Source organism: Blastocatellia bacterium (assembly GCA_035573895.1).
Taxonomy (GTDB): Bacteria; Acidobacteriota; Blastocatellia; order HR10; family HR10; genus DATLZR01.
This window is the reverse complement of record DATLZR010000155.1, coordinates 1-22,729: the sequence shown is the minus strand read 5'-3', so window position 1 is coordinate 22,729 and position 22,729 is coordinate 1. Positions and strand designations below refer to the sequence as shown.

The 22,729-nt window shown below is 59.0% G+C and carries 18 protein-coding genes and 1 pseudogene; 6 read left to right on the top strand and 13 right to left on the bottom strand.

Annotated elements, in window-relative coordinates:
• The 12 genes and pseudogenes from VNM72_13345 to VNM72_13290 form a co-directional block, all read right to left on the bottom strand.
• Positions 1-876, bottom strand: an 876-nt coding sequence (locus VNM72_13345; GenBank protein ID HXF06382.1) for a hypothetical protein, incomplete at its 3' end; no start/stop codon positions are given.
• Positions 877-915: 39 nt separating this feature from the next.
• Entirely contained in the window at positions 916-1,932 is a 1,017-nt protein-coding gene (locus VNM72_13340; protein HXF06381.1) for an isocitrate dehydrogenase (NAD(+)), read from the bottom strand.
• An 88-nt stretch (positions 1,933-2,020) separates the two neighbouring features.
• Positions 2,021-3,481, bottom strand: coding sequence for an amidohydrolase family protein (locus tag VNM72_13335; GenBank protein HXF06380.1), 1,461 nt, complete (start codon positions 3,479-3,481; stop codon positions 2,021-2,023).
• 884 nt (positions 3,482-4,365) lie between these two features.
• A pseudogene (locus tag VNM72_13330) lies at positions 4,366-4,857 on the bottom strand (type I restriction enzyme endonuclease domain-containing protein).
• Between the two features lie 316 nt (positions 4,858-5,173).
• Positions 5,174-6,025 (bottom strand): hypothetical protein, encoded by an 852-nt coding sequence (locus VNM72_13325; GenBank protein ID HXF06379.1) that lies wholly within the window; start codon positions 6,023-6,025, stop codon positions 5,174-5,176.
• Positions 6,022-6,390 carry a hypothetical protein gene (locus tag VNM72_13320; protein ID HXF06378.1) on the bottom strand — a complete coding sequence of 123 codons (369 nt, stop codon included), beginning with the start codon at positions 6,388-6,390 and terminating at the stop codon, positions 6,022-6,024. Before VNM72_13320 ends, VNM72_13325 begins: the two co-directional genes overlap by 4 nt.
• A complete protein-coding gene (cmr4, locus tag VNM72_13315) occupies positions 6,387-7,454 on the bottom strand; it encodes a type III-B CRISPR module RAMP protein Cmr4 (GenBank protein ID HXF06377.1) in 1,068 nt (355 codons plus the stop codon). Before cmr4 ends, VNM72_13320 begins: the two co-directional genes overlap by 4 nt.
• Positions 7,455-7,457: 3 nt before the next feature.
• Positions 7,458-10,538 (bottom strand): CRISPR-associated protein Csx11, encoded by a 3,081-nt coding sequence (locus VNM72_13310; GenBank protein HXF06376.1) that lies wholly within the window; start codon positions 10,536-10,538, stop codon positions 7,458-7,460.
• Positions 10,535-11,482: an RAMP superfamily CRISPR-associated protein gene (locus tag VNM72_13305; protein HXF06375.1), complete on the bottom strand. Its 948-nt coding sequence runs from the start codon at positions 11,480-11,482 to the stop codon at positions 10,535-10,537. Before VNM72_13305 ends, VNM72_13310 begins: the two co-directional genes overlap by 4 nt.
• On the bottom strand, positions 11,479-12,507 hold the full coding sequence (cmr1, locus tag VNM72_13300) for a type III-B CRISPR module RAMP protein Cmr1 (GenBank protein ID HXF06374.1): 1,029 nt from the start codon (positions 12,505-12,507) through the stop codon (positions 11,479-11,481). The genes VNM72_13305 and cmr1 overlap by 4 nt, the downstream gene beginning before the upstream one ends.
• Positions 12,508-12,510: 3 nt before the next feature.
• Positions 12,511-12,822: a DUF3883 domain-containing protein gene (locus VNM72_13295; GenBank protein HXF06373.1), complete on the bottom strand. Its 312-nt coding sequence runs from the start codon at positions 12,820-12,822 to the stop codon at positions 12,511-12,513.
• A 53-nt stretch (positions 12,823-12,875) separates the two neighbouring features.
• The gene (locus VNM72_13290) at positions 12,876-13,607 is read right to left on the bottom strand and encodes a hypothetical protein (protein ID HXF06372.1); all 732 of its coding nucleotides are present in this window, start codon (positions 13,605-13,607) and stop codon (positions 12,876-12,878) included.
• Positions 13,608-13,658: 51 nt separating this feature from the next.
• Between VNM72_13290 and VNM72_13285 the strand changes: the two genes are divergently transcribed.
• From VNM72_13285 to VNM72_13265, 5 genes are all read left to right on the top strand, one after another.
• Positions 13,659-14,783, top strand: coding sequence for an aldo/keto reductase (locus tag VNM72_13285; protein HXF06371.1), 1,125 nt, complete (start codon positions 13,659-13,661; stop codon positions 14,781-14,783).
• A gap of 239 nt (positions 14,784-15,022) precedes the next feature.
• Positions 15,023-15,898 (top strand): cation diffusion facilitator family transporter, encoded by an 876-nt coding sequence (locus VNM72_13280; GenBank protein HXF06370.1) that lies wholly within the window; start codon positions 15,023-15,025, stop codon positions 15,896-15,898.
• Positions 15,899-16,171: 273 nt separating this feature from the next.
• Positions 16,172-16,558, top strand: coding sequence for an RNA-binding protein (locus VNM72_13275; protein ID HXF06369.1), 387 nt, complete (start codon positions 16,172-16,174; stop codon positions 16,556-16,558).
• 236 nt (positions 16,559-16,794) lie between these two features.
• The gene (gene mqnC / locus VNM72_13270; protein HXF06368.1) at positions 16,795-17,919 is read left to right on the top strand and encodes a cyclic dehypoxanthinyl futalosine synthase; all 1,125 of its coding nucleotides are present in this window, start codon (positions 16,795-16,797) and stop codon (positions 17,917-17,919) included.
• A 103-nt stretch (positions 17,920-18,022) separates the two neighbouring features.
• Positions 18,023-19,237 (top strand): DegT/DnrJ/EryC1/StrS family aminotransferase, encoded by a 1,215-nt coding sequence (locus VNM72_13265; protein ID HXF06367.1) that lies wholly within the window; start codon positions 18,023-18,025, stop codon positions 19,235-19,237.
• A 77-nt stretch (positions 19,238-19,314) separates the two neighbouring features.
• On the opposite strand, the gene VNM72_13260 is transcribed toward VNM72_13265, so the two are convergent.
• Entirely contained in the window at positions 19,315-19,881 is a 567-nt protein-coding gene (locus VNM72_13260) for a hypothetical protein (protein ID HXF06366.1), read from the bottom strand.
• Between the two features lie 475 nt (positions 19,882-20,356).
• On the opposite strand from VNM72_13260, the gene VNM72_13255 reads away from it, so the two are divergent.
• Positions 20,357-22,603, top strand: coding sequence for a DUF5916 domain-containing protein (locus VNM72_13255; GenBank protein HXF06365.1), 2,247 nt, complete (start codon positions 20,357-20,359; stop codon positions 22,601-22,603).
• Positions 22,604-22,729: the final 126 nt, after the last annotated feature.

The window sequence follows — 22,729 nt, the reverse complement described above, 5'->3', positions numbered from 1 at the left end:
GTGAGCGGAGAAAACGATGTCCTGATTTTTGATCGTCGTGCCGGGAATCTCGCCCGTCACCATCTCGTAAAATCCCGGCTCGCTTCTTTCGGTCTGGATGCGGGCGCGCACTCTCAAACGTTCGCCCTGCGCCAGGCGCTCGGAGAGCCTTTTCCCCAGCGCCGGCGAGATCATGAAGGCAAATGCCGTCGTCGTGGGCGGCAATGCTCCCCAGCTCACGGCATCCGGGGAGGGACGCACGCCGAAGAATTCGCTCTGGTAAAACGACACGATGCCCAAAGCTCCCCGGCGCCGAACGGCCTGCTCCTCCACCGCCGGCAGCGGACCCGATGCCAGAACGATCTTGCCGCGCACGTCTTTGCCATCGTAATCCGCTTCGGTCGTTCCCGTGCCGACGAAAACGAGGTCAGCCTTGACGTTGACGCTGCGACTGAATTGAGCGACCGAGACGCCGATGTGCGCTGTGTCGGCGAGCTTCCGCTTTTCCGGCGCCACCAGCCAGAGGTCGCCCCGGATGACATCCCAGCGAGGAATCGGAGCCGGGAAGCTGAGAATGCGGACATCTTTGAGACCGATCTGACGAGCCTTCTCAGCGACAAGTTCCGCCGCCCGGTGAAATCCTCGTGACGCAGGATACCGGGCCAGCGCGGCCAGTTGAGCCGTCTCCCGAAAGACGCGCTCGCCCGACGCTTCTTCGAGAATACTCGTCAGCACCGAGGGATCGAGCAGCAGAACCTGCCGCCCGACAGCCGCTGGAGATGACGACGCCTGCTCACGACGGGTCGCGCAGACCGCTGGCGCGCGCGGGACAAACGCGGCATGTCCCCCCAGCAGGACGAGGAAAAAGACAGCCGTTACCCGTGCCGCATGAGTCATTGAGCGTCTCGATCCCGGTGCTTCTAATACAAGTGCGTCTTAATCCTTCAGCTCACGGATTATCGCCTGAGTAAATTCTGTGGTCGTAGCCCTGCCGCCGAGGTCGCGAGTGCGAATCTGACGCTCGGCGAGCGTGCGAATGAGCGCCGCGTAGATGCGATCGGCCGCCTCCGTCTCTCCCAGATGACGCAACATCATGAGCGCCGACAGCAGCAGGGCCGTGGGATTGGCCAGATTTTTCCCGGCGATGTCCGGTGCGCTGCCATGAACGGCCTCGAAAACGGCCACCGTTTCTCCGATGTTGGCTCCGGGAACAACGCCGAGGCCGCCCACCAATCCCGCCGCCAGGTCCGAGACGATGTCGCCGTAGAGATTTTCCAGCAAAAGCACATCGAACTGCTGAGGATTCATGACCAGTTGCATGCAGGCATTGTCAACGATCTTCTCGTCCTCCTCGATGTCGGGATAGTCGCGGGCGACGCGGCGGAAACAATCGAGGAAAAGACCGTCGGAGAGCTTCATGATATTGGCCTTGTGAACGGCAGTGACCTTGCGACGACCTTCCCGACGGGCGTACTCGAAGGCAAAGCGAGCGATGCGCAACGAGGCCCGCTCGGTGATGATCTTGAGCGATTCGACCACGCCGGGCACGACGATGTGCTCCAGCCCGGAATACAGGTCCTCGGTGTTTTCTCGCACCACGACGAGGTCCACGTCGCCGAAGCGAGAGGGCACGCCAGGAAGCGTGCGAATAGGACGGAGGTTGGCGAACAGGTCCAGTTCCTTTCGCAGCCGGACGTTGACGCTTTGAAAGCCTTCGGCAATGGGCGTCGTCAGCGGCCCCTTCAACGCCACGCGATTTTCTTTGATGGATTCGAGCAGAGCAAACGGGAGCGGATCGCCGAACTTATTGATGGCCTGCATTCCGGCAACGTGTTCATCCCATTCAATAGGGACCCCGGCGGCTTCGATGATTCTGACGACAGACGCCGCGCACTCCGGCCCAATCCCATCGCCGGGAATGAGTGTCACGCGATGTCGTTTCCTCTCCGTCATGAAGCTATCGGATAGAGCAGCGGGCCGACGGCCTGCGCCTTCTTCACCTCCGGAAGCACCGGGCGGAGGAGAACACAGATCTTCCCCTTCACCATCCGCCGGCTGTAAGGGGCAGGGAATCCCGCGCGTCCTTTCCCAGCTTGCGTCGCTCGGTGATTCTCCCCTCGATGCGAGGAACCTCGATGATCTTCCCCCCTTTGATGACCATGACGACGTTGCGCAGGTTCTCAATATCCATGAGCGGATCGCCCTCGATGACGATCAGGTCGGCCAGTTTTCCCGGCTCAATCGTTCCCAGCTCTTTCTCTTTGCCAATGGTTTCAGCCGCGATGCGGGTCGCCATCTGCAGTGCTTCGATGGGAGAGAGGCCGCCGACGGTCACATAGAGGGCGATCTCCTTGTAGAATCGGCCATGCGGAACCAGATCGGATCCCGTGTCCGGGCCGAGAGCAATTCTCACGCCGAGCGAGCGCGCGCGCGCCACAGCGAGAAATCGCTCCCGGAGCAGCGCGCGAGGGTCATATCCTCGCGCCCGCCAGTCCGAGAGGTTCCTTCGCCAGAGCGCAGCTCGCCGGGTGAGCGCTTGAAGAAGGTCCGGGGCCAGCCGATGACTCAATGGCGGCTCGATCAACTCCTCGTCTTTTTTCTCCAGAGGATCAATGCGCTGGGCCTGGATTTGATAGAGCGTCGGTACACTGATGATGCCCCGGCGGGCCATCTCGATGAGGAGCCGATCATCGTAGACGCGCAGCGGCGCACTGTGCTCAATCGTATCCACGCCAGCAGCAATGGCCAGCCGGACGGCGTCTTCATGAGGCACATCCGTGTGAACGGCCACTTTCAGCCCCGCCCGATGAGCCTCCTCAACCAGGGCGCTGACTTCTTCCAGCGTCGGCATCGGACGCTGACGCGTGATTCTCAGTTTCACCAGGTCAATGCCCTTGGCAATTTGCTCCTTCACTTTCTTCCGGGCATCCTTGACGCCGTCGTACTCGATGAAAAGCGGCGATGGCGGCTGCGTGGGATCACGTTTGACAAATTGTGGTCCGGCGGCGAAAAGTCTCGGCCCCACCGCTTCGATCTGATCGCGCAGCCGGAGAACCGCCTCGCTGGAGCCGCACTCCCGAAGGGTCGTCACCCCGGAGAGCAGATCAAGCTGGGCATTCGTCAAAATGACCTGCCGGAGCTTTTCCGGCGTATCGGTGAACTCGCCGTCGCCCTCGTCCAGACCGAGCCCCTCCAAGTGATTGTGGGCGTCAATGAGTCCCGGCAGAACGAACTTCCCCCGCACGTCAATGACCGTTGCGCCAGGAGGAATCTTGATCCGGTCGGATCGCCCGATGGCTTTAATGCGGCTGCCGGAGATGAGGATAACCGAATCCTCGATGGGAACATGCGTGATTCCGTCGAGTACCGCCCCTCCGACGAGTGCCGTCACGGGCTCTTTCTCCAGATCCTCTGCGGCGCGATCAAAAATCACACCCGTTCCCTGTTGCCCTGGGGATGTCCAGACGAGCAAGCCGAGGAGTAAAACCGCTCCCACAATCATTCGCCGGCCTTTTGACATAACGCCGCTATTCTACAGCAAAGTCGAGGAGAATAACTAGCCGTTCTGCAACTGATGGACAGATGTTCGACGACATCCCGCGATCCCTCTCGCTTGACCAGCTGATGACTCATGGACCAACCTCATGGACCGCTGCCCTCTCCGCGGCCTCCAGCAGCACCGCGCTTTCATGTCTCACGCAAAGCCGTTTCGCCACGACAGCCATCTCTCGAGGCGTCGCTTCCTGCGCTAACTGGCGCTCGCTCGTCCCGGTAAAACCCGATAAGACCTGGAAGATTTCGCGCCGCATTCGCATCACGGTCGCAATGCACTGCGCACCTCTCCAGATGATGCGATTGTCAGCAGCGAGGGACATGATTACCTCGCCTCTTCCAACTAATAGCACAAAACCGTAAGCTACCTCATTCCCACCAAGATCAATCACTTTTGACAGCGCTCCACCTATGCACACCTGGCCGGAAAGGGAACGAAACGGTGCCACGCATCTTGCTCGAAGGCTTCGGGGGGCAATCTGCGCTTTGAGGGCGCTGGCTCGGTAGCCTCTTCAACGATTGCCGGGCGCTACTCGGCCAATCTGCGCTTTGAGGACGCGCAGGAGTTTCTCGCGGTGCCGGCGTTGCCGAGAAAAGAAATCTTGGCCGCTATGAAAGTTTTGCCATATTCGATGTCCGGCGACCCGACGGTGACATCTTCGTCTCCGATGCTGTGAAGTTCGCCTGTGACCCGATCGTGGGAACCCACGCCCTTCAGCTTCCACTTCCGCAGCCCGGCGTTCCAAGATTTCTCAACCCGCACATCATGGGAATAGTGCCGAGCGGGAATCAGCAGACCGGACAAAACAGCGGGAACCTTCAGACCGCTTGCACTCAGGTCTTGGTGAGAACCTCCACCTGCTCAAGAACGGTCATCGCCGCTTCCTCTTGCTTGTCGGATGGGTATCCGTACTTTCGCAGGATGCGCTTGACGTGCACCCGGAGGTGCGCCCGGGCGGTCTCCCGCATCGTCCAGTCCACGGTGACGTTTTCTCGAACCACGCGCAGAATTTCCTGAGCGATGGTGCGGAGGGCGTCGTCACTGGAAGCCATCTCAAAATGGTCGGGAGTGGTGTTTTGAGCGTGTATTTATGCGGCCTGCGGACCCCCCAAGGGGTTATTTAGTGAGATCGCTTCTCAGTACCGCTTGAGGGCCCTGCTTTGCGGCGAGCGCATCGTAGAAGCCAGCTCCTCTTCGGAAGAGGCCGAGCCGCTCACCTTGGCGGTCGCCTCACGCATCTGCCGGGCCAGCTTGATCAGCTCCTCCAGCACCTGCACCGCGTCAATGGCCCGGTTCTGGTATCGCCGCTCCGCCTGCTCCAGCATCTCCGCGAACGAACGGGCCTGCCCCAACGTTCCGCTGCCGGCGCACCCGGATCTCACCTTGAATCAGCTTTCGCAACAACGCCACCGCCAGGTTCTTATCGGCTTTCCTCACCCTTGCATTTCACCGCGAGCGATCCGCCCTGCGTGATCAGCTCATGCAGAGGCGAGTCATTTTCCCCTCGACGGTTCTGCGCCTCCATGCTCGCCTGATGTGCAAGGGTGAACATCTACCCGTGGCGCATGTTCTTCTCCCACACGGATTCCTCGGAGACATTGCGCGGGGAGAAGCCGGTTTCGATGAGACGACATGCGTCACTCACATTTGCCATAGCCCATCTTCTTGCAGCTTAAAAAACTGATTTTGATCAAAGCAGGACCCGGGCGCCCATACCAGTTCAGCTCTCCTCAGTCCACCCTGGACCAGGTCCCAACCGCCCAAGCACTCCATGGCCCCGACCGGACGCTGGCCGCCCCTTATGCTGGCATGGGCAAGGACCCGGGTAGTTGTGACGGTAGGCGGATCTGCCTGCAAGTCTACCTGGATGCCATCAAAGAATTGCGAAACCAGTTCACAGGCAATACGTGTCAGGTGTCCCAGCCCATAGCGGGTGTCGCCTCCAACGAAGAGCTCCTCCACCTGGCAGATCTCAGCGCACAGAGCCGCGTCTTTGCAAAACAGATAACCCACCATTGCGACTGGCTTGAACCACTCGCTCTCTTCCCGCCAGTAGGAGTTAATCAGCTCGAATTCCCGCAAGGTGCCCTCTGCAGCAGTATCGGATTCGGGCGCGATTGCCGTGCCCGGTCGGGTGATCAGCAGGCGCATGCGGAAGCGCCGGTCCTCCATCGCTTGATGGTCTTCCTCTCGCTCCCAAACCAATCCCTGACCGTCCCGATAACGCGGCACCCATGCCCTCCACTGACTATTGACCTGCTCAGCCGGGAAGAGGTAGCTGAGCCGGACGTTGGATTGAATGTGTCGGCCGATAGGCTCGTAATCGGGGAACTGATTCTGGCTCCGGCATCGGGCGATCTCTGCAGTAATCGCTCCCCAAAGCGCACGAGCCGGTACATAGAGACGCGTCCGGTTCAGGGCTCCCGCCGGCGGTGCCCCGATATGGAGCGGCGACTCTACTTGCCAGACCCAGCGATACAATTGCCAGCTCATGAGCTGCTCCCCTTCGCCTTTAGGTGATAGCGCGCATAAGCGAGAGCGTTGCGCAGAAGGTCGCGGGCGAAGAGAAGATCATCCGGATCGTTCGCCAGCGCCCTGATAGCGCCCAGCGCGTCCGCGTTGGCCGGCACTCTTTCACCAAATACCCCACGCAAGAGGTTTACACAGAACCTCCTGAATTCTCCTGCTACCTCGCTATGCCGGGCCTGGACATAGAGGAACATCGCATAGGGTCCCTGCTCTTCCAGCACGGTCAGAGCAGCGTTTAAGACCCTTTCCTCCATATCTCGGATGCTTGCCAGCTCACGCCCCGACTCGGCACAGGCGATATCCAGGTTCCTCACAGCCTGGGCGCTCATGAGTGTCCTCCTCCTGTAGAAGGTTGTTCCTCTGAACTTGCCGAAGCGGTCTCGCCGCAATTTACGGTCGAAGCCGCGCTGGGAGCGGTTGAGGCGGAAAGGACCCTCAACCGTCCCATCCCGCGCGTGCCCATGCCGCCGATCCCCAAATGTTCCAGGTAAGGATGGGCTCTCTTCGTGACCTCGAAAACCTTGTCAGGAGCATCCATTTGCCGTCCACCGTTCAGGGTAACATTCACGTCACTGCCACTGACCTTGAAATGCTTAGGGTTCTTGGCAATCACTTCCCACACCAGCACTGTGGTCCTCGGCAAAGCCTCATAGGAAAAGAGTGCTCCCTCCTCCGCCGCGCCGGTCTCCGGGTTGATGGACACCGAGGTGCGCACTTCCAGGTTGCTGTTGACCACGTGGATGAAGAGACGGTCGGGCAGGATGGCCAAGCAATCGATGATGTAGGAATAAACGCCGAGGCCCTCCAAACTGGTCTTCACTTGTTGCATTTGCGCGCAGGCTTGAACATCCAAAAACAACCACCCCAGGTTCAATTTGTTGTTCGAGACATTCTCCAGATACACAGCGTTGCCCTGCATTCCACTTACTTCAAGACCCACAAGTCGCAGGGCCATGGGACAAGTAACCCAGTGAGGCCCCTGGCGTGTGGGCACCGGGAAGAGAAGCACATGGGCATCGGAGAACGCAGCCAGCCCCGCAAAGCCGCCGGCCTGGTCCTTGCCGCGAGCAAAGCCGAAGACCGTGCAGACGGGGCAATCCGGCTGGCCGCAGTGACCTAGATATTTATCACGGGCTTGTCCCAAACCGGCGCAATGCGGATAGTAAGGCCAGTCTTTCTCATCTACCTTGCGGTTCGGCCTGGCCTCCGTTTCCGCCATCGCCACGTAGGTCCGATACACCCCGGCCAGACTGGAGCCGGGGATCTTGGGCACACGGGTGATCGGATCGCGCACGATAGTCAGATCGACGCGTCCAATGCGCGCACCGCCCGTCCCCACGTGGATGGGATCCAGGGCTATACCTACATACAAAAACTTCTCGTAGCTTGCCATGGTTCAATCTCCTTGAAAGTTTATCCTGAGAGTGGTCATATACCATTCCAAAGTGCGTTGCAGGAGTCCTCTACACGCCGCTTCAGTGAGGACTTCCAGTGCTGCGCCCTTTGCCTCCAGGTGGTCAACAATCAAAGCACGCACTGTGTCGCGCCAAAGATCGGGAGAGACCTGATCGGGCGAATCTCTCCACTCCCCCTCCAACCGGTAAAGAGCGCTGCGGAAGCGCTGCAAAGCTGTTTGACTCGGCGCGGTCCGTTCGACGAGCTTCCAGATTTCCCGCATAGCCTCCCAGTCCTCCGCATATAGGGGCTGAAGGGCTTCAAAGCGGGCACCCGTAGTCTCCATAAACAAGAAACCCACGTGTGCAGGGAAGAGCTTTACGCCATCACCGATGCGCAAATCGCTCACATGCCGGTAGACCTGGCCGTTGGGGTGACGAAAATCTTTTGGATATCGCAGGGAGCGGTCTTCCACGGCGATGTAGGGATAAAAGACGTCCTCCCGACCGTCGGCCAGCCTTATGGGCACGGTTTGGAGCGTGGTTTGTCCATCCCGGCGCCGCAGCTGCAGGGCGACAATGCCGCGGTGCTCTTCGTGTCGTTCCACCGTCCAAACCTCCTCGCCCTGGCTGAGCCTGTCCTCCAGGTTGCGCGCGGCTTCCATCACTGCCTGGAAAGGAAGCGTCCGGTCGAAGGCGATGATCGCTATGTGCATGGGAAGTCGATCCCAAACCCGGGCAAACTGCTCACGCCATCGAGATAGGGCGAGATGCGCGCATTCGGAGGCTGCTTCCAGAGGCAGCACAACCCGGAAGCGCAACGGCGAAAGCTCCAGCGGAATCACCGGATGATACACGCCGAGGTGAGAATAGGGGCTAGTCATTTCCTTGACATTGCCGACAACCATCCTGCTCGGCCGGCCGAACGTGTCCTCTTCCTCCAGGAGGATTTGCTGATTCCGGAGCGCTTCCCCGGATTCCTCCGGTTTCAGAAGGCGGGCCAGGTTGGAGGCGGTTACAAAACCGTCCAGCGCCCGCACATAGACCAGGCTCAATTGCACATCCCGCCAGCGACCATCATAGAGCATGCGGTCCTGCCAGCCAGAACGGCTGCTTGCATCCGGCTCGATCAGCAGGCGCCGCACGCGCCATGGGTTGTCGCTGCGAGCTGCAATCTGGCGGAACTCCTTCAGGAGCTCTTCAAAAACCTCCTCCGCTTCCCGCCAGAACCGATAGACCCGACCGGGAGAGGGGAGTTTGCAAAAGAGCTGATGCGCCAGCCAGGCAGCCCGCTCCTTATCGTTTAGTTTATCCCAAGCCGGTGCCCTGGCACGGTCTTCAACTATATCTCGGAAGAAAGTCTTCCAGAGACGCTGTTCCCAGTCTTGACTGGATTCTCCGCTATGTTGGGGGTTTGCGCTACGCACATGCCGATATCCCTCTTGTAGATTAGCCAGAAGGAGATCATTCTCGCGAAACTGTATCTGACCAGAGCTATCGCGAAGACGTACCTGGACCTCGCTCACCAGTTTATTCATCATATCAACGGGCTGTATTGGATTAACTTCATGGCGCCGTCTGCTCGCATCGCGTTGCCAAAATTCTGAAAGTACGGGATTGAACCTAGACCATTCCGATATCGCCTGCGCCCGCAAGCTGTCTACCCGTTCGCCGCTGAGCCAGGGCTCTAAGTCGAAGGCGAGGGTGAGGAGCGTAATGCGACCATTGCGGTCGGTCACCTCCTCAAACCAGATGGTGTCGTAGCCAACCCGCCCCCGAAGCCAATCATCCCGCCGGTGAGAACGACGATCCTGGCATACCTCACAGGGTTTGTCTTTATTGGCGGGATTGCCGTTGAGGCGCACTTGGCATACGGGACAGATGTGCCCAATCTGACCTCTCGGGGGGATATACCATGCCTTATGAAGGGGAATAGCGATTTTGGTTCGGGCCTCCTGGCGCTCCTGCACCTGAGGCACCAGGGAACGGGTGGGCTCACTCAGGCGCACCAAAGGTGGGGTTTCCAAATGCAATCCTTGAGCAATACCTTCCACTTGCTCCTGAAGCCAACTTTCCCATCCATTCAGCCAAGGAGCTGGTGGAGTCTCATCGAAGCGTTCGCCCGGGAAAGAAAACACCGCCACGCTGGAATCCTGATACAGGAGGGATCCAGCGGCGAGATCAACCTCTATGAGCTGGCGCACCTGACCGAAGAACTGCTCCAGCACCCCTTGCATCCCCGTCCAGTCACCGATTTTCACCGCGCGCGCCTCATAATGATCGGCGCCGATAGCTACCGTGAGCAAACGCCAGCGGACCCTCTGCTTTATCGCTCCATCGCCCCAAGGAAAATTTTGGTCGAGCACAGCGCCTGCCACAGCGCTTTTGAAAAGTGCTGCCGCCACATACGATTGGTCCCACAAGGTCACGTCGTTGTTGGGAAGTCGGGTCTCGGCAACCGTGGAAAGGAACGCCTGGCGCAGATAGGTCTGGGGACCGATGGCCTGCTCGCGCCAGTGAGCCCAATGCCTAACATCCGCCGCACTGTGAGTCGCCAGATTTCCTAATTCCTCCAGCACCTGCAGGATTTCCCCCACCACCTGTTTCCATCCGCGCTCGGTGAGCACCTCCGGTGGATCGGCAAACAGGTTGTGCTGAGGGTTCCCAAAGGGGGAGGAGAGCCACATGTGCGGCAGGGACTGGTTGAGATATTCCGAAGTTCCTGATGGGACATTCTTCTCGATCCCGGAAACGATACCATGGCTGGCCTGGAGCAATCCCAGCATGCCCAGGTTCCTCTCCCGGTGCTTTTCCGTGAACTCCTTGAAGCTGCCGGGCCAGGCGTTTTGGGGGATTGCGCTTCCGGGCCACCCTTTAACCCACCCAAGAAGGTTATCCCACGGGAAAGGCGGCTGCTCCGCATCATGCCACTTTTCGTACTCATATCTCACCGGGTCTCCGCCATGCTGCCGCAGAAATTCCAAGCGGGCTTTACCGGCCATGTGGAACCAGCCAATGGCCTCACAGGCCAGAAGCACCGGGCGATGCTGGCGAAGCGTATCCGCAGGCGTAAACGTAGTCATGGCGCGCCTCCCCCCTGAAACCAGGCATTTATCGTTTGCCAAAGCTGCTCCCTGCTATCACGCTCGACAGTCTTTTGCCCTTTACGGAAGGCCTTCCATTTTGTGATTTGGGCTGTTCCCCAACCCACGGTGCGCTTGGCGGAGATGCCGTAGGTGGTGAGCAAGGTTTCAATGGCTTCCAGAAGCTTGGGCAGGAAGTCTATGGTATCGACCGCCGGTTTCATCCCCGGCCAAGGGGCATAGAGGAGGTATAGGCTCCCTTTTCCACCTTCCTCGTGCTCGCCGGGGTTGTCGGGCCTGGGCTTTCGACCTGGGACGACCTCGTAATAGATGGGCTGGGTGCCGGCGCGGCGCTCGCGGCTATGGGGATTGATAACCTCAAAGCCGATCCTGTCAAACCATGTCGGGTAGAAGACCAGCGCTCCTTGGTGGAAGGTTTCCTCCTCGCCTTTTTCGTTCCCAAAAAGATGGAGAATCCAATCGGGATCACGCCAATCCTCAAACCGCTTTCCATTCTCCAGGTGCTCTCGTAACCCAGCCTGCATGCGGCAGGCCCAGCGAAGCATCCCTTTCCAGCTCGCTGCGCTCATGAACGGCACGCCGAACACTCGGTCCTTGCGCACTGGGTTGTCGAGAACGTGAAAGACGCGGTCGTCTTTAGAGTACCAGGGGGTGAGCAGCTTAAAATCTACTTGAAGGCCAAGCCAGCGGGCTGAGACAAGATCCCCGAAGTTAGGTTCGCTATCTCTTACACAATCTGGAAACGAGAACGACCGACTTGCAAACTGAATATAGGTCTGCCTTGTTATTTCCCTATTCGTATTGTCCCCAAAAAACGACACCGATAATGCATCCACATGACCCGCAGCTAGCCCTTGCGGTGGATTGAGTTGTTCCTTTTGGTTTGAGTTGGCTGCAAGCCATGCGTAGTAATCCCAGCTCATGGTGCTCCTCCCTCCGAGGACTGTCTTAGCCTAAATAATTCGGACAAAATGTTATCGCCCTCTTTGAATTCGCTGTCAGGATTGAAACCCGACCATACATTGCGAAGTCGCTGTTTGATCTCATCAAACTCCACCGTGCCCGGCTTCACAAAGCCAAATGTGCGCCTGCCTCCGGCTTTGAAGCTGAAGACCTTTTTGCTTTCCTGCTGGCGCCCGGCGAGCCAACGATTTACAGGAGTGTCTGATTCGAGTTGTTGCGCCTGCTTTTTACGCTCCTTTCTACCAATCACTTGATTGAATGTACTCTCCACTGCATACTGCCTCGCCAAATACCGCCCTTTCACACACCAGAAGTTTTGGAGCGAGGCCCAGGAGAAATCATGCGTTTGTCCCTGGGGACCGGACGTATCTGGAGGCTTTCGCCATTGTGTATCACAGACATAAGCTGTCAGTTCACTTTGGCTCCTGGCACAACTCCATCCATCCGGCGCTGATAGATACTGGATAAGCCCGAAATCCCTATGATGAAAAGCGTTCTGCCGACCTTGCTCATTTGATGGCTTCAACACCGTCTTCCCTCCAATGGCGCCGTAGTCGGCAAGGAGACGCATGGTGAGATCCAGAAGGCACCATTCCTCCTCACGGATGGTTCGCAGGGCAACGAACCGGAGTGTGAATTCAGTGTTTGCCTTGATCTGACCCTGAATAACCTGGCCCTGGCTATCCAGAACCATCAGACGGAACTTGCGAGCCCATCCTGTGCAGCCGAAGAGTTCGCAGACGACGCAGTGGTGCCCTGGATCGGTCGGCTTCTTGCGAGAATCCTGGGGGCAACGATTGTGAGAATCCGAAGGGTCGCAGGCCTTGCCGCCCAGGCCCCGAACTAACACCTCGAACCACCAGCGAATCGAGCCGAGCAGCCCGGTGGGTATGAGGCGGTCGCCTCTGCGCTCGGCATCCCCGGTCCAGATGTCTGTCAGGGCTTTGAGTTTCCACTCCTTGAGATCAGAGAGCGATGCATTCATCGGCTAACCCCTCTGCATCACGTATCGCACCACTTCCGCCACCTCCTCCGGCTGGAGGTTGGCGGTCTGGTTCGGGATGATGTAAAGCTTCGGGTCGGTGGCAGCCTTCCTGATGATGTAAAGCCAGTATTCCTCGCCGAGCCGCAGCGCCATGAGCCATTCGTTACGCATCAACACGATGGCACCCGTGATAGCACGGGCTTTGACCTCGATGTAGCGGATGGTGCCGTCCGGCGCTTGCGAACGGATATCGTAGCCCAGGTGGGCTCCACGGGTTAAGGTGGCTCGCTGGGGGCGAGATTTCTTAGTCACCATTGCTTACTTCCTCGCTGGCTGGCACGCTTGCTCACAGGCAGTATGATCGGATTTCATACCCACCACAGTTTACCTCTTCGGTTGGCTAATCGTAGCAGACGTTTTCTGAGGGAGCAAGCCAGAAGTGACTTGACCAAACCATTGGTCCTTGGTACCGCCGGAGAGAAGATTCTGCTGACGGGGCTCAATCGCGGAGCGTAGGTGAGATCTTCGTCGTTGTCCTTCACATCTCGGCAGTCAATGCGGGATTGACAGTTGCTGGAATGCTTGATGTCGCAGCGTGGATTCGCGTCAATCATCTTCGCCTCGCCCGCCGTCCCCTCTTTGATGGGGAGCAGGTTCATTGCCGATAAAGAATCGCCCAGAGTGGAGCGCATATTGAGGAACTCCGAACGCTCCTTGATCGTGTTCGTTACCGATAGAGAGTCGCCCGGAATGAGCCGCGTGGTTTGCAGATCGAGTCCGCAACTTTTTACCCGGAAGCGTTGCCGCTGGACTGATTCCATCAGCGCGCAATTGGGAGCATCGCTCGTCAACAACGAAGGTTCATCTTCGGTAAACGGAGCACACGGCCAGGAGGGTGATGCCGAAGTCAGCCATAGATTTGGTGGCGGATCACCGGCAGCAACTCGGCCGGTTGTGGCAGCGTCATGCTTTGGCTGTAGACCGCCACAATCCCGATCAAATTCTCGGAGCGCGATTTGTGAAACACCGGCAGCGGGCTTTTCAATCTCACGCTCATCTGGTACTTTGAAGTCTCCCTCCTTGCCTCCTGCTTGTCTCATCTCAACAGCTTCAGAGGAGAGGGGGGCAAAACATCGAAGGAGCATGCGTCCATGACACAAGCATCATCCGCGACGCCCGACGGGACGGCTCGGTATCGTCAACGATTTCTCGACCGGGTCGCGCCCGAACACTTTCGTCTGGCTCAGGGACTGTGGCTGTCGTCCATCGGCCTGGGAACGTATCTCGGCCACTGGGATGACGCGACGGACCTATCCTACCAGGCGGCCATTCACCGTGCGTTTGAGCGCGGCTGCAACGTCATTGACACGGCTATCAACTATCGGTTCCAGCGCAGCGAGCGAGCGATTGGTCGGGCTCTGGAAGAGGCTTTTCGGCAGGGCATCGTCTCGCGGGACGAGATCATCATCGCCACCAAAGGGGGATACATCCCGTTTGACACGGAGCCGCCCCAAACACCTCACGAATGGAGCCGCTACATCATCGAAACGTTCATCCGTCCGGGCATCATCGCCCCCACGGAACTGGTCGGTCGGGGGAGCCACTGTCTCGCGCCGCGGTATCTGGAGAACCAACTGGAGACGAGTTTGAAGAATTTGCGGCTGGCCACGATTGACATTTACTACCTGCACAATCCCGAAGAGCAACTCAACGAGGTGAGTCGGGATGAATTCCGAAGACGCATCCGGGCCGCCTTCGAGATGCTTGAAAGCAAAGTGGCCGAAGGGAAGATTCGTCTCTACGGGACGGCGACCTGGAACGGGTATCGCGTGCCCGAGGACGCGCCCGATCATCTATCGCTGTCGGAACTCGTCGCACTGGCTCGCGAAGTCGGCGGTCCGGACCATCATTTTCGCGTGATCCAGGCGCCCTATAATCTGGCGATGGTGGAGGCGCTGACCGTGCCGACGCAGACGGTGAACGGTCACTCGGTTTCGCTTCTGGAAGCGGCGCTTCATCTCGGCATGACGGTGATGGCCAGCGCCTCGCTGCTGCAGAGCCGGCTGGCCCGGGGCTTGCCCGAATCCCTCCGCAGCGCATTTCCCGGACTTCGCAGCGATGCTCAGCGGGCGCTTCAGTTCGTGCGGTCCACCCCGGGAATCACGACGGCTCTCGTCGGGATGAGTCGCGTCGAACATGTGGAGGAGAACCTCCTGGTCGCCCGCGTTCCTCCGTCATCGGTCGAAGATTTTCGCAGCGTGCCCGGCTCTTCCTAATGCCTCCTTGGATGTGACTCGGGATCGGCGCCAAGATGTCGGCCTGCTTCCGTGAGGCGGAAACCAGGCACGAGCGGAGCCGAAGGCCCCTGCGAGAGTCGAGAGCTTGGGCATCCGACAAATTTTTCCGGTCTTCGAGACCGTTTGTCTCATCGGCTCTGTCCGTGACGGAGCCGACATCTGTTCGGTTTGGTCCCGGCCAGGAGAGCGAGTAAAATTATGCGCTCTCTCGACAGGTTATGAGTGCAGCGCGTCAACAAAACTCTCGGCGATTAAAACTCGTGCTCCTTTTGACCACCAGCTACATGCTGGTCGAAGCGTTGGGGGGATGGTTGACCAATAGCCTGGCGCTTTTGGCTGACGCCGGTCACATGCTGACGGATGTGGCGGCACTGGGATTGGCGCTCGGAGCGATGTGGATGGCCGACCGCAGCGCCCCGCCGGAAAAAACCTACGGGTATCATCGTCTGGAGATTCTGGCGGCATTCGTTAATGCCGTCGCTCTCGTCGTCCTGTCGCTGGCGATTTTTTATCACGCCTTTGGAAGACTGCGCCAGCCGCCCCATGTTCGGGGGCTGGAGATGATGCTCATCGCCGTTGGGGGATTGGTCGTCAATCTGATCGGAGCGGCCCTGCTTCACCGGGGCCACCGGCAGAGCCTCAATGTGCGGGGCGCTCTTCTGCACATCGTCAGCGATGGATTGGGCTCGCTCGGTGCCATCGTCGCCGGAGCGGCCATCTGGACGCGCGGGTGGTATCTGGCCGATCCGCTTTTCAGCTTCTTCACCGGGGGACTCATCATTGTCTGTTCCTGGCGACTGCTGAAGGAAACCGTCAACGTGCTGCTCGAAGCCACGCCCAGTCATATTGACATCACGCGCGTGGCTGACGCCATTCGCACGACACCGGGTGTTCGGGAGGTTCATGATCTGCACGTCTGGACGATCAGTTGCGGTAAAGAAGCCTTGAGCGCTCATGTCGTCCTCTCCGACTCGGCGTCTCATCGGGACATTTTGCAGCGCCTTCAGGTTTGCCTCAAAGAGCGATTCGGCATCGCTCACATCACCATCCAGATCGAGACTCCCGATTTCGAGGAACAGGAGATCCATTTTTAACGGCGTCCTCGCCCTTGTGCTCTCCTGAAACGGAGATATTCGACAGGGCGAGATCGGAGGACGTGACGGCCCGTCGGATGTCTCATGGAGGTTGGACTTTGTCCGGCGAGTGTGGTAAGGTGTCCCCGGTTCATGAGATCATGTACGTGTGATGTCGTGAACCACGGAGTAGCAGCGTTTGCAGGAAGAGAGCGAACGACCACGACATGGAAGCTCAGCTCCCTTGCCGCGAAGCCGCTCTGAAATTTTTTGAAAAAAGAGAGGAAAGACTCAATGTCAACGAAACTCTATGTGGGAAACCTGTCGTATCGCACGACAGAGGATCAATTAGCCAATCTCTTCAGTCAGGCCGGAGAGGTGGTCTCCAGTGTGATCATCAAGGATCGCGCCACCTATGAATCGCGGGGCTTCGGGTTCGTGGAGATGGGCACGACAGAGGAAGCAGAAGCCGCGATTGCTCAGTTCAACGGGTACACGTTAGATGGCCGGGCCATCGTCGTGAGTCCAGCCCGTGAGCGAAGCGATGCACCGAACCGAAGCCGTTCGGGTTCTCGCCCCGGTCAAGGCGGGCGCAGCGGCCAGCGCAGCGGTCATCGCGGCGGGCGTCATGAGCGTCACTTCGCCGGCCGACACGAAGAAAAAGGATGGTGGAATAGCTAGTCGGCTTCTCCCGGTGGAGAGGATGGATTGACTCCCGCTTTGGCGACAGAGTCACGGCCGCCGTCTTCGCCGGGAGTCATCCGCCATTAAAGCCCACTCGCGCTGTCGGGTGTCTTCTCGTGACCGTTGCCTGAATCATCTCAGCCAGGATCCGACCGGAGGAGGGATTATTTCTCGCCCGGTTGACGGTGAGGTGAGATGTCGGCTATGTTAAGGCGTCACGTGGAGGCAGCTCGATGGCGCTTCAGGGAGTTTGTGACCCGACAATCGGTCCGATTCTGGAGAAGGCGCTCGACGGCTACCGGTTGACGGTGGACGATGCCGTGCGTCTTCTCGAATCGAATGATCTTCTGGCCCTCGGCATGGCGGCGGATCTCATCCGCCGGCGCAAACATCCCGATCCGGTCGTCACCTACATCATTGATCGCAACGTCAATTACACCAACATCTGCATTCAGTATTGCAGCTTCTGCGCGTTTTATCGCGAGCCCGGTTCCCCCGAAGGCTATGTTCTGCCGCTTGATGAGCTTTTCCGCAAGATCGAAGAAACAATCGCTCAAGGGGGCACGGGTATCCTCATGCAGGGGGGCCTGAATCCCTATCTCAAAATTGATTACTACGAGAATCTGCTCCGCTCCATCAAGGAACGATACCCCGTTCACCTTCACTGTTTTTCACCGACGGAGATCGTTCACATCGCGAAGGTTTCCAAACTCTCCCCCCGCGAGGTCATTCGCCGATTAAAAGCCGCCGGATTGGGCTCGATCCCCGGCGGCGGTGGGGAAATTCTCGACGATGAGATTCGACGTCGGATCGGACGCAAGACGACGACCGAGGAATATCTGAGCGTCATGCGCATCGCTCACGAAGAGGGCCTGAGAACGACGGCGACAATGGTCATCGGCTTTGGCGAATCTCTCTGGCATCGCGCCATGCACCTGGAGCGCATCCGGGCATTGCAGGACGAAACCGGAGGCTTCACCGCCTTCATCCCCTGGACCTACCAGCCGGAGAACACCGAGCTTGGCAAGGAGGGGTGGCTCGAAGCCACTGCCGTCGAGTACCTGAAACTGCTAGCGGTCTCCCGGCTCTATCTCGACAATGTGGATCATCTCCAGGTCTCATGGTTGACGCAAGGGTTGAAGGTGGCGCAGGTGGGACTTCGCTTTGGCGCGGATGATTTCGGCAGCACGATCATCGAAGAGAACGTCGTCACGGCTGCCGGTGTGCCCCGCGTCTACGCCAGCGAGGAAGAGATCCGTCGTCTCATCCGCGATGCCGGTTTCCACCCCCAGCAGCGCGATACGCTCTATCGCCCGGTGCATCGGGGCAGCGAGACTCAGGTTTCTCTGAGTGCCTAGCGCGGCCATCGGATCGGTGCCAGGGCGAGAACCCTCATGAGAGCCGGCCCAGGAGGGGAGAGACATCGCACGCAGAAAAACCCGCTCGGTCAACACATCCATCATGCCCATCCCACTGGTTGATCTCATCGCCCAGTATCATACGATCCGATCCGAGATTGCTGCCGCTATTGAGCGGGTGGTGCATTCGGGGTGTTTCATTCTGGGCGAAGAAGTCGCCGCGTTCGAGCGGGAATTTGCGACATATTGTGGGACGGCTCATGCGGTGGGGACGAGTTCCGGTCAGGCGGCCTTACATTTGGCCCTGGTCGTACTCGGCATCGGTCCGGGCGATGATGTGGTCACGACGCCGTTCACCTTCTTTGCCACGGCCGCTGCCATCCGACAGGCAGGCGCCCGACCCGTTTTCGTTGATATTGATCGGCGCTCGTTCGCTCTCGATCCGGAGCGGCTGCGGGAGATCATCGAGCGGGACTATTACTTCAACGAGCTTGTGGGAGGTCTCGTTCACCGGGTGACGCACCGTCGCTTGCGGGCTGTTCTTCCCGTTCACCTCTACGGTCAGATCGGGGAGATGAAACCGATCCTCGATCTCACCGCCCGCTACAATCTGCGCCTCATCGAAGATGCCGCTCAGGCGCACGGGGCTGAAGTGATGATTCCCTCCTCGGAAAATGGTTCGAGCGCGCCGGCGGGAGAGGGAGGCCGCTGGTATCGCGCGGGAAGCCTCGGCCACGCAGCCTGCTTCAGTTTTTATCCCAGCAAGAACCTCGGTGCCTACGGAGATGCCGGCGCCGTCGTCACGTCGGACCAGGCGCTCGCCGAGCGAATGCGGCGACTCGTCAATCAGGGGCGGACGGACAAGTACGTTCACGGCGAGGAGGGCTTCAACTACCGGCTCGATGCCCTGCAAGCCGCCATCCTCCGGGTGAAACTTCGCTATCTTGACCAGTGGAACGCAGCGCGACGGCGTATCGCGGCATGGTATCGGGCGGGTCTGGGCGATCTCCCCGATCTCCTCTTGCCCGAGGAACTGCCGTCCTCGCGGCATGTGTACCATCTCTATGTCATACGTTGCGAGCGTCGCGATGAGCTTTTAAGAAAACTCACCGAGCAGGGAATCGGAGCGGCAGTGCATTATCCCGTTCCGTTGCATCTTCAACCGGCTTTCCGCGTGCTCGGCTACCGCGAGGGCGACTTCCCCGTTGCCGAGGAGTGCGCTCGAACCGTTCTCTCGCTTCCCATTTACCCGGAACTCTCCGAACATGCCGTGGAGCAGATCGTTGGCGTGATCCGCTCCGCTCTCACCGGATCATGACGAAAGGAGAATTTTCCGGTGGCGCAGCCGGACAGAGACCGCGCCACCGGACATCGTTCCTCATCCCCGGTGTGCGATTATCGAGCGGATGGAGCGAGGGGCGGCCCCACGATTCCGTTCGGGGCGGTGCTTCCCGGCAGTCCCCCGGAAGCCAGGCCGCTATCGGCCAGAAAGGCATGGAGTAACCGCGCCACACCGCTTGTGCCGAAGCGTTTCACCAGGAGGCCCAGTTGATCATCGTTTTGTTTGAGGATGTTGATGACGCCCACCTTCACGTCGGCCTCGTCCTGGAGAGTCGTACCGATGAGTGCGGCTGTTTGATTGGCAATGGTGGTCGCCTGCGATTTCGCCGTCGCACTGTCCCCGGCAACAATCGCTTCATCGTAGGCGCGACGCGCGGCTTGAAGGGCGGTCAGAATTTGCAACGGAGGCCGTCGGCTCAACCGGTACGTCACCAGCAACGACCGTAACGCATCCTCCTGCTGCCCTGTCAGAGGCGGAGCCCCGGCTTCTCTCAAGGCGACGCGAAGAACGCGCAACGAATCGCGCGGCTGGGGCGGCTGTTGCCCCAAACCCCATTGACCTCCGATGAGAATGACGAGCAACGTAAGGAGCATGATGTGTTTGATGCCTGCGATTTTCATAGCTCTCCTCCTCCACTGAAAATAATCTCCCGACGGATGAAAGGTTCCCACGGATCAGCCATCAGTTGGCACTTTTCATCCGTTGGCGAACGCATGTTCATTCTTCGTGGTGTGCGTGAGCACATGGGCGATTCCCGTTTTGCCGTTATCCCTTCGCATTGCCATCAGCATAAGACGGAAGAAGTGCGAAAACGGACGGTCTTCTTTTTCGCAAGAGAGTGCGCGTCTTTTTTCCCACGGCGGTGGGGGAAATGCCGCAATCGGGAACTCTGGCGCACGGGAGTGGGCTCTGGAGACCCGACAGTTCTCCCATCGCGCGCGAGATACTTTCGCTCAGCTCGGATCCAAGTGGCGTATCCGGATTGAAACGGTGATTTCGCGTTGACAGCGAAAAGGGCATCCTCTTAGCCTTTGTCCTTCGCACGGCGGTGTGCGTGGCTCATCGGTGGTCGGGCATCCTGGAGGGGAAGACGCGATGACATTCTCAGCGGTGCGGATAGCCGGTGCGCTGGCGGTGATCCTTGTCCTTTCCCATCAAGAAATCGTCGGGCAAAATCGTTCGACACCTTCTGATTCTGCTCCCTTGCGCGTGGCGACGGCTCGGCGCTACGCGGCGGAGGTCAAAATTGACGGTCGGCTCGATGAACCGGTCTGGAAGGAGATCGAACCGATCACCGATTTCACCCAGACGGAGCCGGACGAAGGTCAACCGGCGACGGAACGAACCGAGGTTCGGATCTTTTACGATGAGAGGAAGCTCTATTTCGGCTTTCGCTGCTTCGATTCGGAGCCGAGTCGGATCGTCGCCCGCCTCGATGCTCATGATGCCCGCACCTTCTCCGACAGCGTGGACATTCTGCTGGACACGTTTCACGATCTTCGCACGGGCTACTTTTTCAGCGTCAACGCCCGGGGTGTTCAATTCGATGCTCTCGTCTCGGAGACGACCGGAGGAGGCTCCGGATTTGATCTGTACGACGGGACGTGGGATGGACTGTGGGAGAGCGCCGCGACAATTGATGAATTCGGCTGGGTGGCGGAAATCGCCATCCCGTTCAAGATTCTCCGCTTTCCCCGAACCTCGCCGCAGACCTGGGGGCTCAATCTCGGTCGGGAGATCGTGAGAAAGAACGAAAGCGTGCGCTGGTATCCGGTCGCTCGCTTCGATCGGGTGATGAAGCCGTCCAAATCGGGCATTCTCCGGGGACTGGAAGAAATTCGACCCGGACGCGATCTGGAGATCATCCCCTTCACGCTCCAGCCGGGGCGATTTCGCACGACTATTCCCACCGTCTCCGGCTACCGTCCAACGGCGGGAGTGGATGTGCGCTATGGTCTGACGGCGAATCTCAAGGCGAACCTGACCGTCAATCCCGATTTTGCTCAAACCGAAGCCGACGAGATCAATATTACACTCTCCCGCTTCGAGCTGTTTTTCCCGGAGAAGCGGGCGTTTTTCGTGGAAGGGGCGAACTTTTTCCGCACGCCGCTTCAGCTTTTCTTCTCTCGACGGGTGGGCCTGCGCGTGCCCGATGGGTCGGAGCAGCGCATCGCCGCCGGAGCCAAGATCACCGGCAAGATCGGGCGGTACAACCTGGGTGTGCTGGAAGCCCGCACCCGCGATCAATTTTTCCTCGATCCGGAATCGGGCGAGCGGCGGCTCAGTCCGGGAGCCAATTTCTTCGTCCTGCGCGTGCAGCGCGACATCTTTGAGAAATCGGCGCTCGGATTCATCACCGTCAATCGAGATCAGCCCGAGAGCGATTTCTCCCATTCGGCGCGCGCTCACGGGATTGATCTGGCGCTGGCGCGAGGCCGACACATTACGTTCTCCTCGCAGGTGGCGGTGAGTCAAAATCCCGGCGTGCGGGCGAGCCTCTGGCAGCAGGCCGGAGCCACCGCCGAATTCCGCTACGATTCCGACCGGTTTGAGTACGAAGTCGAGGCGAAATACCTTGGGCGCGACTTCGATGTCAGCGGCATCGGCTTTGAACCCGAGACGGGTCGCGTGAGCGGGCAGATGAGTTTCACCTACAAGCCGTTTCTCAATCGCTTCGGCATTCGCCAGATTTTCCTGGAGCCCAACTACGATCACGTCGCTCTGGTGACGGGCGAGCACGATGATTCCGGCGCCGATCTGCGCCTGCGCGTGCAATTCAAAAACTTCTGGTCGGCGCGGGCCGTCTATTCCTACGACCGGGTTCGATTCCACGAGTTCGTGGATCAAACGCGGCTCGACCGGATGCGCGTCTACATCATGCCGCGCGTGATCCTGGGTCTGACGACCAACGAAAATCGGCCGGTCTGGCTGAGCCTTCAAGTTATCCGGCGAAAGTTCGTGGACTTTCGTGACAACTACTATGGCCGACTCTGGTCTTACGAGTTGAATCTGAACGCGCGACTGGCCGGTCGCACCAAGCTCGAATTGCGGGGGCTGCTTTTTCGGGAATATTTCATGAACGGAAAGCTGGAGGAAAATCGCAGCCTCATCCTGGCCCGTATCGGTCATCAGTTCACGCCGAAGCTGCGGGCCCGCGTGCTCGCCCAATTCAACAACGACAACCGTCGGAACCAGTTCAACCTCAATTCTCTCCTCTCTTACGATTTTACCGCCCGCAGCGCCCTGGCCATCGGCTATAACGCCGAGACGATTTCACCGGAACAACCTTTTCGCATCGGGCGCGAACTCTTCGTGAAGTTCTCCTACGTGCTGGCCTTTTGAGAGAGAACTGATCTCAGCTTCGGGCCGCGGAGGGATAAGGTGTTGCCTCCCGGCGAGGTGGCGGGATTCTTCTGTTCCCGGCGTGGGCGGACTGACGGTTTCAGGCGGGTTCGGAGTCGCTGCAAC

What these genes read in the sequence shown, in the direction of transcription:
- VNM72_13340 (HXF06381.1), bottom strand. Translation starts at nt 1,932, where the DNA reads ATGACGGAGAGGAAACGACATCGCGTGACACTCATTCCCGGCGATGGG.
- VNM72_13335 (HXF06380.1), bottom strand. Translation starts at nt 3,481, where the DNA reads ATGATTGTGGGAGCGGTTTTACTCCTCGGCTTGCTCGTCTGGACATCC.
- VNM72_13325 (HXF06379.1), bottom strand. Translation starts at nt 6,025, where the DNA reads ATGAGCTGGCAATTGTATCGCTGGGTCTGGCAAGTAGAGTCGCCGCTC.
- VNM72_13320 (HXF06378.1), bottom strand. Translation starts at nt 6,390, where the DNA reads ATGAGCGCCCAGGCTGTGAGGAACCTGGATATCGCCTGTGCCGAGTCG.
- cmr4 (HXF06377.1), bottom strand. Translation starts at nt 7,454, where the DNA reads ATGGCAAGCTACGAGAAGTTTTTGTATGTAGGTATAGCCCTGGATCCC.
- VNM72_13310 (HXF06376.1), bottom strand. Translation starts at nt 10,538, where the DNA reads ATGACTACGTTTACGCCTGCGGATACGCTTCGCCAGCATCGCCCGGTG.
- VNM72_13305 (HXF06375.1), bottom strand. Translation starts at nt 11,482, where the DNA reads ATGAGCTGGGATTACTACGCATGGCTTGCAGCCAACTCAAACCAAAAG.
- cmr1 (HXF06374.1), bottom strand. Translation starts at nt 12,507, where the DNA reads ATGAATGCATCGCTCTCTGATCTCAAGGAGTGGAAACTCAAAGCCCTG.
- VNM72_13295 (HXF06373.1), bottom strand. Translation starts at nt 12,822, where the DNA reads ATGGTGACTAAGAAATCTCGCCCCCAGCGAGCCACCTTAACCCGTGGA.
- VNM72_13290 (HXF06372.1), bottom strand. Translation starts at nt 13,607, where the DNA reads ATGAGACAAGCAGGAGGCAAGGAGGGAGACTTCAAAGTACCAGATGAG.
- VNM72_13285 (HXF06371.1), top strand. Translation starts at nt 13,659, where the DNA reads ATGACACAAGCATCATCCGCGACGCCCGACGGGACGGCTCGGTATCGT.
- VNM72_13280 (HXF06370.1), top strand. Translation starts at nt 15,023, where the DNA reads ATGAGTGCAGCGCGTCAACAAAACTCTCGGCGATTAAAACTCGTGCTC.
- VNM72_13275 (HXF06369.1), top strand. Translation starts at nt 16,172, where the DNA reads ATGTCAACGAAACTCTATGTGGGAAACCTGTCGTATCGCACGACAGAG.
- mqnC (HXF06368.1), top strand. Translation starts at nt 16,795, where the DNA reads ATGGCGCTTCAGGGAGTTTGTGACCCGACAATCGGTCCGATTCTGGAG.
- VNM72_13265 (HXF06367.1), top strand. Translation starts at nt 18,023, where the DNA reads ATGCCCATCCCACTGGTTGATCTCATCGCCCAGTATCATACGATCCGA.
- VNM72_13260 (HXF06366.1), bottom strand. Translation starts at nt 19,881, where the DNA reads ATGAAAATCGCAGGCATCAAACACATCATGCTCCTTACGTTGCTCGTC.
- VNM72_13255 (HXF06365.1), top strand. Translation starts at nt 20,357, where the DNA reads ATGACATTCTCAGCGGTGCGGATAGCCGGTGCGCTGGCGGTGATCCTT.